Origin of the sequence: Alkalihalobacterium chitinilyticum (assembly GCF_029028005.1) — a bacterium.
GTDB lineage: Bacteria > Bacillota > Bacilli > Bacillales > Bacillaceae_F > Alkalihalobacterium > Alkalihalobacterium chitinilyticum.
Window position 1 is genome coordinate 100553 of record NZ_JAOTPO010000004.1, and the last position, 14193, is coordinate 114745.

The 14193-nt window shown below is 37.0% G+C and carries 14 protein-coding genes; 3 read left to right on the top strand and 11 right to left on the bottom strand.

Annotated elements, in window-relative coordinates:
- Window positions 1–10: 10 nt before the first annotated feature.
- The 4 genes from N7Z68_RS07770 to N7Z68_RS07785 all read right to left on the bottom strand — a co-directional run bounded on the left by N7Z68_RS07770 (window position 11) and on the right by N7Z68_RS07785 (window position 4656).
- A complete protein-coding gene (locus N7Z68_RS07770) occupies window positions 11–1039 on the bottom strand; it encodes a sensor histidine kinase (protein WP_275117904.1) in 1029 nt (342 codons plus the stop codon).
- Window positions 1036–1710, bottom strand: a complete 675-nt coding sequence (locus tag N7Z68_RS07775; protein ID WP_275117905.1) for a response regulator transcription factor — start codon at window positions 1708–1710, stop codon at window positions 1036–1038. Before N7Z68_RS07775 ends, N7Z68_RS07770 begins: the two co-directional genes overlap by 4 nt.
- A gap of 1037 nt (window positions 1711–2747) precedes the next feature.
- Entirely contained in the window at window positions 2748–3005 is a 258-nt protein-coding gene (locus N7Z68_RS07780) for a hypothetical protein (RefSeq protein ID WP_275117906.1), read from the bottom strand.
- Window position 3006: 1 nt separating this feature from the next.
- Window positions 3007–4656 (bottom strand): ABC1 kinase family protein, encoded by a 1650-nt coding sequence (locus N7Z68_RS07785; RefSeq protein WP_275117907.1) that lies wholly within the window; start codon window positions 4654–4656, stop codon window positions 3007–3009.
- 554 nt (window positions 4657–5210) lie between these two features.
- Between N7Z68_RS07785 and adhP the strand changes: the two genes are divergently transcribed.
- A complete protein-coding gene (adhP, locus tag N7Z68_RS07790) occupies window positions 5211–6221 on the top strand; it encodes an alcohol dehydrogenase AdhP (RefSeq protein ID WP_275118072.1) in 1011 nt (336 codons plus the stop codon).
- Between the two features lie 99 nt (window positions 6222–6320).
- On the opposite strand, the gene N7Z68_RS07795 is transcribed toward adhP, so the two are convergent.
- Both N7Z68_RS07795 and N7Z68_RS07800 read right to left on the bottom strand, forming a co-directional pair.
- Entirely contained in the window at window positions 6321–7265 is a 945-nt protein-coding gene (locus N7Z68_RS07795; protein WP_308447218.1) for an anti sigma factor C-terminal domain-containing protein, read from the bottom strand.
- Between the two features lie 220 nt (window positions 7266–7485).
- Complete coding sequence (locus N7Z68_RS07800) at window positions 7486–7848, bottom strand: HIT family protein (protein ID WP_275117908.1); 363 nt, start codon at window positions 7846–7848, stop codon at window positions 7486–7488.
- 214 nt (window positions 7849–8062) lie between these two features.
- Between N7Z68_RS07800 and N7Z68_RS07805 the strand changes: the two genes are divergently transcribed.
- Window positions 8063–8509, top strand: coding sequence for a DUF2512 family protein (locus tag N7Z68_RS07805; RefSeq protein WP_275117909.1), 447 nt, complete (start codon window positions 8063–8065; stop codon window positions 8507–8509).
- A gap of 62 nt (window positions 8510–8571) precedes the next feature.
- Here N7Z68_RS07805 and N7Z68_RS07810 read toward each other — a convergent pair whose 3' ends face one another.
- The 5 genes from N7Z68_RS07810 to N7Z68_RS07830 all read right to left on the bottom strand — a co-directional run bounded on the left by N7Z68_RS07810 (window position 8572) and on the right by N7Z68_RS07830 (window position 13340).
- Window positions 8572–9624: a hypothetical protein gene (locus N7Z68_RS07810; protein ID WP_275117910.1), complete on the bottom strand. Its 1053-nt coding sequence runs from the start codon at window positions 9622–9624 to the stop codon at window positions 8572–8574.
- A 410-nt stretch (window positions 9625–10034) separates the two neighbouring features.
- On the bottom strand, window positions 10035–10346 hold the full coding sequence (locus N7Z68_RS07815; protein WP_275117911.1) for an alpha/beta hydrolase family protein: 312 nt from the start codon (window positions 10344–10346) through the stop codon (window positions 10035–10037).
- Entirely contained in the window at window positions 10330–11010 is a 681-nt protein-coding gene (locus tag N7Z68_RS07820) for an alpha/beta hydrolase (protein WP_275117912.1), read from the bottom strand. Before N7Z68_RS07820 ends, N7Z68_RS07815 begins: the two co-directional genes overlap by 17 nt.
- A gap of 288 nt (window positions 11011–11298) precedes the next feature.
- A complete protein-coding gene (locus tag N7Z68_RS07825; RefSeq protein WP_275118074.1) occupies window positions 11299–12690 on the bottom strand; it encodes a protoporphyrinogen oxidase in 1392 nt (463 codons plus the stop codon).
- 497 nt (window positions 12691–13187) lie between these two features.
- Entirely contained in the window at window positions 13188–13340 is a 153-nt protein-coding gene (locus N7Z68_RS07830; RefSeq protein WP_275117913.1) for a hypothetical protein, read from the bottom strand.
- Window positions 13341–13524: 184 nt separating this feature from the next.
- Here N7Z68_RS07830 and N7Z68_RS07835 point away from each other — a divergent pair, with 184 nt between their 5' ends.
- Window positions 13525–14088 (top strand): DUF7010 family protein, encoded by a 564-nt coding sequence (locus N7Z68_RS07835; protein WP_275117914.1) that lies wholly within the window; start codon window positions 13525–13527, stop codon window positions 14086–14088.
- Window positions 14089–14193: the final 105 nt, after the last annotated feature.

Below are 14193 nucleotides of genomic sequence, written 5' to 3' on the forward strand. Positions count from 1 at the left end.
TCTGTCCATCTTACATTTTTGTCACATCATGAATCGTGTCACTATGATGAAACGCTAAGTGGAACATGGCATAATCGTTATAAACGGATTCCACCGTTACCTGATGACCGAGCAAATCGCTTACCTTTTTTGATAAATATAGTCCATAGCCTGTAGCCTTTAAACCCGTTCGCTGATCTGATGCTGTATAGCCTTTCTTAAAGACTTGTCCAATGTCTCTTGGATGAATTCCTTTTCCACTGTTTCTTATAGAAATCGTTGTTTGATTTTCCGTCTTATTCGTAGTAATGGAAATCGTTCCTTCATGTGGTGTGTATTTGACCGCATTCGAAATCATTTGCGACAAAATATAACCACTCCATTTTTCATCTGTTAAAACCGAATGATCTTCCCCTTCGATAGAAATAAATATTCGTTTGTAACTAAATAAATTAGAGTATCCTTTTAATGCACGAACAATCAGCTGTTTTGTATTCACTGGTGCAATTTTGTAGTCATCGTAAAATCGATTGCTTTTTATCTCGTAAAACACCCGCTGAACAGACTCTTCAATCGAGAATAACTCATAATATAAACGTTCAAATACATGAGCTGGAATTTGATGTTCTTCTTCTTCAAGGATTAGTTGAACAGCAGCTAGCGGCACCTTCACATCATGGAGCCATTTTGTTATAAACTCTAACTCTTCGGAAGATTGTGTTTGAACTTCAGCTTTATATTTTTCAAAACCTATGACGATCTGTTGGATTTGTTCTGCCAGCGCCCGGTCCGTTGGATAGGAAAAATCTTCAACTTCTTTTGAAGAAGCGTTTAACTTTGTAAATTGACTTAAGTTTTTTACGCGGGATCGTAGAACAACATAATCAATACTAATGTACATCAAAAATAATAGCCCACAACCAGCAACCATATAATAGCCATTCGCATTACTTAGTTGCAGACGATGATCGAGATGAAAGACAGAAGCAGCAAAAGCAGACGCCAAAAAGATAAATAAAAGAGTGATCCAACGTTCTTTTAAATAGTTTAAAAAACTCATACTAATTGATATCCTTCACCTATAATGGTCTTAATATAGTTAGGGAGATCTATCTTTTCTAATTTTTTTCGCAGACGATTTACATTAACAGTCAACGTATTATCGTCTACAAAACTTTCATCATCCCATAGTGCTTTCATGAGTCTCGAGCGTGAAACTACTTTTCCTTGATGTTGAACAAGTACAGTTAAAACCTTTGCCTCATTGCGAGTCAACTCTACTTCTTTTTCTCCACATAGAACGAGATGCCGTTCAAGATGTAAAATTAAATCTTTATATTGAATGACATTTAACGATTGATCACTATAAGAATACGCCCGACGAAGCGTCGCTTGAACTTTTGCTATGAGCAGGTCCATGGAGAAGGGCTTTTCAATATAATCATCCCCGCCTTGAGACATTGCACGGATCTTATCTGCATCTGAGTCTCTCGATGATAAAAAAACAATAGGGACATTCGAGACCTCTCTTATTTTTGCACACCAGTAAAACCCGTCATAATAGGGTAAATTAATGTCCATTAACACGAGATGCGCTTTAAACGAAGTGTAAAGGGATAAGACATCCGTAAAATCTGTCACCCGCTTCGGTAGATATCCCCATTTAGATAAATTGTCCTCCATAATAGCAGAGATCGTTTCATCGTCTTCAACAATAAGTATCTTATACATTCGTATTTCTCCTCAAGAATTGTTTTATAAAAGTAGTATCATTCACTAATTTGAAATTACATGCGCCACGGTCATTCGTATCATATTTTACCATAATTAGGATGACTGATATTATAAAAGAAGGCTTGGATGAATTCGTGTATTTTGTAGATTAACTATTCATCTTACTACGCATTTTTGGGTGTGTAATGTAATCTCCTCTTTAATTTCCTATTGGCACAACAAAAACGCTCCTGTCACAGGCGACAGGAACGCTCATAATTCCCTCACTAACTTGAAGCTATATACAGCCTCGTTCGAATAAATTACAATCACTCCAGCTCTGGCGCTCTCGATTTTTTTGTGTAAAGTTTCCAGTTGGATCGAGAAGGGTCAACCCCTTTTACCAAATTATTAATTCCCTCTCCTGCTCATGTATGATGGTTCGTTGACTTTCGAATTCGCCTTAAATTCCTCTAGACGTTTCAGTGTGATCTTATATTTCCTTTCTTGCTTTTTACGGACTTTTTTTACGAGCTTTTTGATTAATTTCTTCTCCATATACAACCTCTTCCTTTCTGTTTTAAGATTAAAAGCAGTTGTATGTTTAGGATATTCGTGAAGAAAGTTGTACTGTGCTACGTTACGGAAGATTTTTTTTGTGTATGGAAGCTAAAGGGAATGACCTATGTTATTTATAAAACACTTGTAACAGTACATAATATGATTTATTGAAACACACTACTCGTGTTTGATGGTATTTGATTATTGGAAAAAACTCTCATAAATCTAAATCCATAAAATACTATAAGGAGCTGATCGATTGACACCCTCTAAAAAATGGCTGTGCTATTTAGTATCCATCTTTCCATTTGTTGGCTTAGTGTTCTTTGCCTTTTGGATCAGTGACCCCCACAAAGAGAAAAGAAGGGTCGGGTTCATCTCACTACTCATTTCGTTTGTGTCATTTATTATCATTTTTTTCTTCTTTAGTATTGTTTCTGCTTATGCACCATAAACGGCTGGCACTGATTCTTGGTGATTCTTTCTTTGACCGGTTATGCTCCCTTTACACCTTTGGTATTGTAATTCCCCCAGAACTTCAGCAATAATCGAAATGGGAACGGGATGGGCCAACCTGCTTTTTCCACTTGACGAAGAAAGTTGATAAAGGATGCCCCGACGCGTCGTTGTGATTTTACTTTTTCTTTGTCGCCCCGTACGGTCACTCGATATCCATCTTCGAGTCCCTCAAACTTCACTTCGTACGATCCAAATTCCTCAGCAGCTTCTTTTTGTACTTTTGCTTCTGACATATTACTCATCCTTTCGAGAAAATTGATTTACTAATCGGCGATACACTAGAGTTGAACGTAGATAGTAAAGAAAGCTTATAGTAAAAACAGCTACACTTCCATATGCAAGTTCAAGCTCATTCAATAAGAACGATACGTAAATGGCAATTGAAGTAAGTACCATAAAAAGAAAGGCATCTCGCTTCTTTGATTGGTAGTAAGAAATGGTTCTATCCGTAAGGTCTTTTCTTTCTTGCCATTCTCGATAGCGCTTTGGTTCATTTAAAGCTTCTTGCAATTGACGTGGAATACCAAGCAGCGGCCTTGCATATTCGCGTAGCAATTTAACGACTGAATCACTCGTACCCTCTTGATTTCGACTAAGCCAATCCTTTATAAGAGGTTGGCTTAACTTTAGTAAGTTAATCTTTGGATGCAGGATATATAATATGCCAACAAACGTCGATAAGGCTCGACCAAAGAATGCTAATTCACTAGGCATTTGAATCGGTTCATTCTTAACCACACGTTGAACGTCCTCAAAAATTTGCTGGACCAAAAGATCATCCATCTGTGTAATATCATGCTCAACATAGGTGCTTATCAATGTAACTAACACCCTCTTCAGCTCATCTTTATTCGCATGAGGCAATAAGAACCTTAATTTTTCTAAGGCATTGATAACTTTGTCAAAATCATCAAATATAATTCCTTCAACAACCTCACGAATGGCTAGGGCATCTGTTTTTTTGACTTCACCAATCATTCCAAAATCGATGAGTACGATCGTTCCATCGCTCTTTACCAGGATGTTTCCTGGATGTGGATCCGCATGAAATTTTCCTTCTTGCAGTAATTGCTCCAGAAACACTTTAAATAATCGTTCCGCTAGTTCTTGACGGTCAATTCCATGTTTTTCAAGAAAAGATAGGTCGGTAACCTTTTTCCCATTCATCCATTCCATCACAAGGACTTTTCTAGTTGAAAACTCTTTATAGTATGAAGGAATTTGTACGTCATCAAAATCATCATATCGTTTTTCAAAGTATCGTCCGTTTTCTAACTCTTTTCGGAAGTTTAACTCTTGGCCGATAACATATCTCATTTCTGTATAAAGTTTAGGCAAATCTATTCTCTTTCCGTAAGAAGTAAAACGATCCGCAAGCCACATGATAATTTTTATCGCTTTAAAATCAGTCCTGATAACTTTTTCAATTCCAGGGCGCTGTATTTTAACCGCAACTTCTTCGCCATTGTGCAAATATCCGTGAAACACTTCGCCGATTGAAGCTGATGCTACGGGTTCAATACTAATCTTATGGATGATCTCGCCATAGTTTCGGCCCCATTCATTTTCGAGTACTTTTTTTGCTTCTTCCCATGGAACAGCAGGGACATGATCCACTAAATCCTCTAGTTCCTTTATAAAAACTTGTGGCATAATGTCTGCTCGTGTACTTAAAAATTGGCCTAACTTAATTAAAAGCCCTTCTAACCTTAAAGCTGTCTCACGATACTCAATCGCCTGTCTTCTTAATAATGCTTCCCATTGAACTTGTAATTGATCAGACCCTTTTGAGTGATATCGTTTTTGAAAAAGTGTAATCTGAATAAAAAATTTAACTGCCATAAAAACGATAACAAATATTCGATAGAGGGCGATTTTTTTCAATTTTGTCCCTCCTTTCAAGAAAAAGGTACGGTACAAGATATAATTTGGACCTGTCCAACAACAGTAGAACACTTTCCTGTTGAACTACACTTATATTGTATAATATATGTATAAATTTTGTATAGTATTTACACCACTTCAATTCATACTATTGATTATCGAATTTATGAGTTCAAGAACGTATATCCCACTAAAAACCCAGCCAGTAATAATTTATTAATATAATATTTATTCCTTTAAACATTTAAATTTTTCTAATAAATAAAATTAATCAACCAAGTCTAGAATTACCACTATATCTACTGTAGTTATAGCATAAAACACTTTGTATTTAATGATTTCACAACATAAATCCCATCTTTACATGGTAAAAAATACAATAGTACATGGGAAAATTTAATAATTTTGTAATAAAATTTAGTCAACATCATGAAGGTATCAGTGGAACTATTGTTCTTTTTAGCAATATATTAGAATATTAAATTGTAATATAAATCCTAACAGAGAGCTCAGAGGTGATTGGCATGTGTGAAGTATGCCGTAATGAGACAACAATGAAAGCCGCTGTGGTGAAAGAATTTAAAAAGCCACTAATGATTGAAGATGTACAAATCCCAAAGGTTGGCCCTCATGATGTATTAGTAAAAATTAAGGCTTGCGGTGTATGTCACACTGATTTACATGCAGCGCATGGGGATTGGCCAGTTAAACCTACTTTACCTCTTATCCCTGGACATGAAGGGGTTGGAGAAGTGATAGAAATAGGAGAAAATATCTCTCATTTACAAATCGGCGATCGAGTGGGTGTTCCTTGGTTATATTCCGCATGTGGTCAATGTGAATATTGTTTATCAGGACGCGAAACTCTTTGCCACAATCAACAGAATGCTGGTTACTCAGTAAATGGAGGATATGCTGAATATTGCTTAGCTGATGCACGATATGTTGTGAAAATACCGGATAACTTAAACTATGTAGAAGCTGCCCCTATCTTTTGTGCTGGTGTGACTACTTATAAGGCGTTGAAGGTTGGTGAAGCGAAGCCTGGTGACTGGGTTGCGGTTTATGGAATTGGCGGTCTTGGTCATGTTGCGGTTCAATATGCCAAAGCGATGGGCTATAAAGTTATTGCCGTCGATACTTTTGATGAAAAGTTACAGTTAGCCAAAGACTTAGGAGCAGATTTAGTCATTAATCCAAAAGTTGAGGATTCAGCGAATTGGATCCAACGAGAAGTTGGCGGTGTACAAGCTTCCATTTGTACTGCAGTCTCTAAGCCAGCTTTCGGCGAAGCTTATCGTGCTGTAAAACGAGGTGGAAAGTGTGTAGCAGTAGGCCTTCCTCCTGAAATGATGGAAGTCCCTATCTTTGACACTGTCCTAAACGGGGTAAGTATTGTCGGCTCGATCGTTGGAACTCGAATGGACCTACAAGAAGCCCTCCAATTTGCGGCAGACGGAAAAGTGAAAACGATCGTCGAAGTAGCACCACTTGATCAAATCAATCAAATATTTGATGATTTAGAACAAGGGAAGATTAACGGTCGTATTGTTATAGAGTTCTAATGTAATAACAACACCCCTATCTTTAAGCAGAGTAGAAGCTAATGTCTACTCTGCTTTTTTTATTTCATTAGGGGTCCATATTGAGCACCGCTTGAACTACTAAAACCTCTCCGCCATCACTCCAAAAACAGATGATCGAACTTGTTCCATCTCTTTTAATACTTCTAATTGTTCTGATGTACCCGTAACAACAGCTCCCAATACTTTAACACTTGTTGTGTCAATCGATTGAGAGTCTCCTCTTAGGTATTGATAAATTCGTTCAAACTCTCGATAGTACTTTCCATCGTTTACTTGTATTCCTTGTTCAATCGCTTGGACAAACCATTCTTCCCCTTTACTTTGACCATCAGGGCGTTCGCTAAAACCATAAATACGATCTGCTAACTCTGGAAAAGCTGGAACAACATATTCCTCTCCATCTCCATCCACTGTATTGATTTCTCTTAAGCTTTCAACATCAGTATACGTATCTGCCCACAACCATTTAAGTGAAACATTCTCCGGTAAAAAAGTACGGACTTGTTCTGCTGTATAAGATTGATCAAACGAAATGGCCATTTCAATGTATTTTTCACCTGTCATTTGCTCCAACTGTTCCAAATCATTTCTAATATTTCTATACTCCACTTCAGGGTGGTAAAATTCCATTATCCGTTGTTTGGTTTCCCGATCATAATATCTCATTTGTCCATCTGAGGGATCTAAAAGTTGTATCGGTGAGTGGTCACCTGTTAATCGGCTGACTCCGCCAAAAAGACTGTAAGTAACCACGTGATCTCCCCAATTTACAGGGATCCCTTCTATTTCCTTATACTGATTAAAGTATAAAACCCCTTCAAATAAGCTATTCCCTATATTTTGTACCCCTGACTGATTTACGTTAGGACGTGTAATTTGTTGAAAAAGCTGTACATCACGTATGGCATTCTCTTGACTTGATCTCATCAATGAAAGCCAAGTAAAACCTAAAGCTATTATTAAGAAAATGACTACAGTAACCGATATGATCACATTACGAAAAATAGAGAAATTATATTGAATGTTTTTTCTGCTTTTCTTTGCCCACTTTAGCGTACTCCAAAATCAATAACATTTATATCCTATCTCCCTTCTCTCATCAAAAAACGTATTGATAACAGGAACGCGTTGCTTCACTAGGTTAGCAGTAGAGGGAAAAATTAGGAGCAAGCGTGAACGAAAAGCGCTGATTCGTGAGCGGTGGAGGGAATAATTAGGAGGAAGCGTGAACGAAATTACTTCATTAATACATTCTCTTCTCTGGGATTACCCCTCTCACTCCGCCTCTTGGATTTTCGATATCTCCCTTATAGCGCGGAATGAGATGGACATGAACGTGGAAAATCGTTTGTCCGCTTGTTTCTCCACAATTGATTCCGATGTTATAACCATCCGGTTGATACGTTTCTTCAAGCAATGCTTTTCCCTCTTCTAATAGCTGATTAATTGCTGCCCTTTCTTCAAGGCTAGTGTCAAAAAAGTCACTGACATGTCGGTTCGGTATGATTAGTAAATGACCTTTCGTAACAGGGTATTTATCAAAAATAGCAAAGGCAAGTTCATTGGATATTACAATGTTTTCTGGATTACAAAATGGACACTCCATCAGTTGACCTCCAAGTATGGTAATAAAATAAAAGATAAAAAAATTTCTAATTTAAGTATAATCGATTATGGTTGATGTGACGTTAGATTTTTACTGCATCTAATTAGTTTACATAATAAAAATATGATCAACTAAAATCCGAATTGAATAGCACTTTGTATTCAAGGGTATAGTACAAGAAACAAAAGTCATCCAATAGAAAGGAATTTTTGCGATGAAACACGCTCGTCCCTTACTGATCAAATTTTTAGTTACCACGCTATTATTATTTTTCGTATTAACATTAGGTGTAAGTGTTCCCATCGGCTATGTGATGATTATTTCGATTACTTATACGTTGTTTTCCTATTATGTGATTGACTTGCGGGCACTGCCGCGGATTAATAACCTTCTCACTAGTTTAATCGATACAGCGGTTGCCTTTATCATTATCTTTTTAGTCACTTGGACGTTTTCTCCAGTTCCCCTTCTAGGATCATCGATTATTTCAGCGATTGGCATCGGTGCCGGCGAATGGTTTTTCCATAAGTATTTAGGGATGTACGTTTTTATTGGGGAACTCGAAGATACAGCTGTTATTCCAACACACCCTAATTTACAAACAGAAATCGCGGAAGAAGAAGATATTCACTCACTAAAAGAAAACGAAGAGGACAAATAATCTTATGGTTAATAAAAAAGCTGGAGAAATAAACGATTATTCTCCAGCTTCCACATTTTCGGTTATTGAATATTTAGCTTTAACTGACTAAACTTCTTGCCGTCTCTACCTTCCTCGACTAATTCACCTGTTAGATTTTCTCCATCTAGACCATAGTGTAATTCAATATAGTCCATCTGTTGATTTCGATTTAAATGAAAGGAAATCACAATATTCATCTCAGCATCTTCAGCAATTCCATCAGGGTATTTAACACGAGAGGAAAATGAACCATCTGGATTCACTTTGGTAACATTTGTATAGCCAAAAGATATATAATCCGGCAAATCAACTTCTATATGGAGTTTAGAACCATCTAATAAGTTTGTTTCTCCTTTTATATAAAAACGTTCATCATCTTTTTCTACTTTAACATTTTCAATCTTAACCTCTAAATCACCTTGATCCTCACGAAAGTTCCAATCTGGTATTTTCGAATTTAACGTTACATACTTATCTTCTTTTGGAGCATGTGAAATGACCGAAACGACATGGTATTCAATTTCTTCTCCATCACTTGTGTTCGCCGCGACAAGTGGGCCTTGGACATTTTCAAACAACTCTCCATAGTGCTCCTTAATCTCGTCGTATTGCATATGAGCTCTTACTTCAAAAATAAAATCAATTTCTGTATCATACTTCTGCGGGTGCTTTAGTTCACCTTTAAAGGTACCGTCCTTTTCAACGGTCATATTCGTATGATAACCAATAAATGTGTAGTCATCAGAGTTAGCCGACACTCTCACTTTTGATTCTGGGAGTAAATTCGACTGCCCCGTGATTAGGTACAGTTCTTCTTGTTCTTCAATCGTAATTTCCCAACGAACTTCATAATCCCCTTGATCCTGAGGAACATCACCAATATCGGAAGTCACTGCTGATACATTAACGACTTCCCGGCTGCTCTCCTCCTCTTCTGTTTCACCTTTGTTTTCTTCGCTTTCGTTTACATCCACTTCTTCTGTTTCATTATCACCGGACTCCACCGAAGTTTTGCCTGCTTCACTACAACCTACTAATATCAAAAATAACATTGCCGTAAGTACTAGGTAGAATACACCTTTTTTCCGAGACATACTATGACTCCCCTCCATCTATTTATACAAACCAGTAAATATTTTACAAAAATATTACAATAATAGCAAATATTGATAAAATTTTAAAAATAGTTCTAACCTATCTGTTAAAACCATTAAAACTATGATAAATATATACTGAGTTCGCCCTATATCTAAAGGTAGATGGGAAAATATAGATCTTAAGGTAAAAGTTTTAAAGATGTTTTTTTATCCACATATTTCTACGCTCATGAATACTTTCATCAAGAACCCATTTCTTAATACCATCACTGCTCTACGATGAAACAACAAAATCATGACTAATATACCAGTAATATTTTTTATATAAAATTTTATATGATTACTGCATACAGAGAAAAAGTACCTCCTGTTAGGCACTTTTAACAACCCCTTCTTCACTTTTCTTTTTACTCACTATTAGCATTTAAAAAACCAATAATTCGTTCTCGATAAAACAGACTCTCATCATCCAATACATCCTCAATAATTAAGTGTTCTTTTCCTTCAACAATCCATAGTTCCGTCATGTCACTACTAGATCGTTCAGACAACGTACTCGCATGGTACACAGCTGTTTGCGTATCTGCATCGCCATGGATAATAAAAATGGGTATGTGATTTAGTTCGGTTATCGATTTCTCTGGAATGTTATCGACAGGATTGATACGAAATAAATGCCAAAAGACCAGGTTAACAGAAGGCTCAAATAGTTTTAACAAAAAAAGATGGCGCCCCGTCTCTTTTCATATAATCTGCCACTTGGCGTTGCATGGACAGATAAGGACTGTCCGCAATAACAGCAGCGATGTCATCATTCTTTGCTACCACGTTTATCGCAGTACTTGCCCCCATTGATAATCCGTACAAAATCATTGGAGCACCTTGAAAACGATCGTCTGTTTTTAAATAATTTACAACTGCATTGACGTCATTTACTTCATGATATCCAAAGGACAAACGCTCCCCTTCACTTTTTCCGTGTGCTCTCATATCGACGGCAACCGGAGTATAACCCGCTTCAAATAAAAATTGAGCATACCCAAATAACGATGTCGCATCCATTCCATGCATACCATGAAGGATTAACACATTCCCTCTGGAGTTTTCATGCGGTACGATGTAAGCATTGATTTTCAAACCGTCACTACTGAAAACTTCGATTTGTTCGCCACCCAAATGAAAATCCTCTAAAGTTGCCTCGTTAAATTCCACTCTCACATCTGACATGGAAGAAAGAATATTGTACGCAATAACCGTGTTGATAATGAATGTAATAAGTACGGAAAATACGAGAAAACCTAAAATGATTTTTAGAATAATACCTTTTCTTGATTTCAATTTTGATCCACTTCTGTTGATTGAGATCTTTTTCGTTTGCACCATAGCAAAACCCTCTCTTTAACGTCTTACTTTAATGTGCCACTCATATATCTAAAGGAAGTGAGTAAAACAGTAACAACGCCAATCGTAAACAATATACTCCTATAGAATTTTTTAAAGTAAATAAAGTGAGCAACTCGGGGCGATTTCCCTTTGGTGTATTCCTTTGGATAAGAACTCATGAAGAATATACGGTCTTTGTGGTTGACCTTTAATTTGTAATTAGCGACTGATCTGCAACTAACGAATAAAAAGCTGTTGAACGTCTCAACAGCTTTTGTATTAAATATCTTACTCCATAATTCGGTTGACAATTTCTTTTGCTGTATCTTCACCATTTTTGATACAAGCGCCAATCCCGACGCCATAATAAGAACAACCAGCTAAAATAACATTAGGATATAGAGCCGACATGTTTTCTGTTAGTGACTGAACCGCTTGGCTGTGATTTAAATGATAATTTGGCATTAAATCATCCCAATTCGTCACTTGAACCGTTTTCGGTTTTCCTTGAAGGCCTAACCCTTTATGGATATCTGCTAATGCGGCTTCCACAAGTTCGTCTTCCGTCATCTGTTTTAAGGAAGAAAAGACTTCACTCGAACTTTTATAAAAAAGACGGACTAATAAGTTGTGATTAGCTGACGTATGCTCCCATTTGCGACTCGTCCACGTACAGGCATTGCAATTTAAATTGCCGTTTTCTGAAACGATAAACCCTGTTCCGTCAGCCGGTAATTCTTTGTCTGGAATATCAAACCCTAAATAAATACTAATGAGCGAAGAATTTTTAAATTCGTTAAAATCTTCGTCTAGTTGATTGTGATTTAGTATTCGCTGCGTGACATCATGCGGAGTCGATAAGACGACATAGTCTGCTTCGATTGGTTCATGATTAGAAAATGTCAGTTGATAGCTTTCATTCTCTTTATGTACACCGGTTGTCGTAACACCTTTTAGAATAGTACAGTCGGTCAGTTCTTCTTCGAGTTTGTCAATGATCGCTGTAAGACCCGTGTCAAAGGAAATGAATTTTTTATCGGATGCGCCTTGGAATTGTTTTTTATTTTCTTCTAAACCCTTGATGATGCTGCCAAATTTATTTTTATAATCGAGCAAATAAGGAAGGGTCGAGGCTAGTGTCAGCTCATAAATATTCCCTGAGTACACACCTGATAGAACAGGAGCAATTTGTTTCTCAACTAATTCCTTTCCTAAGAAGTATTCTAAAAAGGAGCCGATCGAACTTTCCTTCGTGAACGTTTCATTTTTAGTTTCTAAATCTTTTAAGGCAGCCTCCTTCCCTTCTTCCGATACTAAAGTGCTGTTATAAAGGGATTCCACGCTTGTCGGAATTCCAAAGATGGTATCGGCTGGAATCGGATGTAATTCATCATTCGTGTAGATGTATGAGATACCTGTCGCGTTATAAACGAGTTGGTCCTCAAGTTGTAAATCTTGAACAAGCGGCATCACGCTTTCGTGACGCGCAACCATGGAATCTGCTCCAGCTTCTATAATAAACTCGTCATCGCGTACCGTTTTAATTTTCCCCCCCAACTGTTCGTTCTTTTCAATGAGTTTTAATTGAATGTCGAGATTGTGCTCTCTCTTCAGTTTTTGTAAGTAGTGCATTGTCGTTAGACCAGTAATTCCTCCACCTATAACTACAACTGTTTTCAGCGTACTCACTCCTAGATCCAAGTTTCCATTATGTATTATGATTATTTCTTTGTTACTTATAGCATTATTATCCTTTGTCCTTCATAATTTTAACATAATTTTCATGGGGATCATTCGTGTCCATCAAATTGTCATTTTTCTAGCTATGTAGAGGTTCATGGTAAGGGTCTGAAGTAATATAAAAATCTAGGGAAGACAAGGATTTTAGCTTTAGGACAAACAGATGAGGGTTTCAAATGGGGATTTAATTGGTAATGCATGTTGGATCATTCTATCGGATTTGTTGGTTGAGTTAATCATGCTAACGGCTGGAGATTTCACATTAGGAGTTGAAAAGTAACTCGTGGGGGTCCCTGATTTGCAGTAACATAGAAGCGCAGTTGTGAGTAGCACGCATTTTTACGGTAACTGCTGCGTATTATGAGCGGGGTTTACATTTTATCAGCGCGTCTTTCAATTCATGGGCGCAACTTTATTTTATTGAAGGTTACGCCGAACTATGGATGTGACAGCCGTTCAATTTCTGACTCTACTTTAAAGACACGTTTATTTAAGACTTGTATTTCTGAGTCACGCACATCCATCTTATCGTTCATTTGCTTTAGTAGAGCAATTACATCTTCGGTTTGGTCTTTCTCAATTCGTCCCAAGGTAGTTTCTATTCGATTTTTATGACAAAATGACTTGTCGCCTAACGATCTTAACAAAAAATTACATATTTTAATATAGTGGTATAAATTTGCTCATAGCATCCTACATATCAATATAGACAGAAAAGGTGTGATTCTGTTGTACATATGTCATACAATTCTATACAAGAAATGAGGGATGCGAATGAAGTCGCTTCAACAGCTTCAAAGGGAATTATCCATTTCTACTGCGAAAGGAACACCTATGCTGTATGCGGGGATTTTGTTTTGGTTTTTTGCCGGGCTATCCTATTTTTTTATCCCTGAGGACATTAGGTTTTGGGTGTATATTTATGGGGTTGGAATTATCTTTCCGTTAGGGATACTCATTTCGAAAATCCTAAAAAAAGATATGTTTGTCCACGACAATCCTCTGTCTTCGCTGGCTGGATTATTAGGTGCCATGCAAATTTTATTTATTCCGGTTGTTCTGATCTTTATTGCGAAGAACCCAGCGATTATCCCTTATGTACTAGCGGTTTTAACAGGCGCTCACTTTTTACCTTTTTCCTGGGTTTATCAAACAAAATGGTATCTCATTCACTCCTTTGCGGTCATTGGTATTGCCCTTATCTCTTTTTATATCCCGAATGGAATGATGGTGTTTCTTCCGTTCGCATTAGCGATTGAGTATTCCATTATTACGTGCTTTTTATCATTAGAGGTTAAACGATTAAAAGCCATGCAAGGTACAACGTCATCTATTTGAGAGTTATTAAAAACCCCTTATTAGGCATGGAGAATTGTTCTCCATGCTAAATTTTGTTGTATAAGAGATGATAAACGATAGGTCAACACTTAAGACAATTGATTT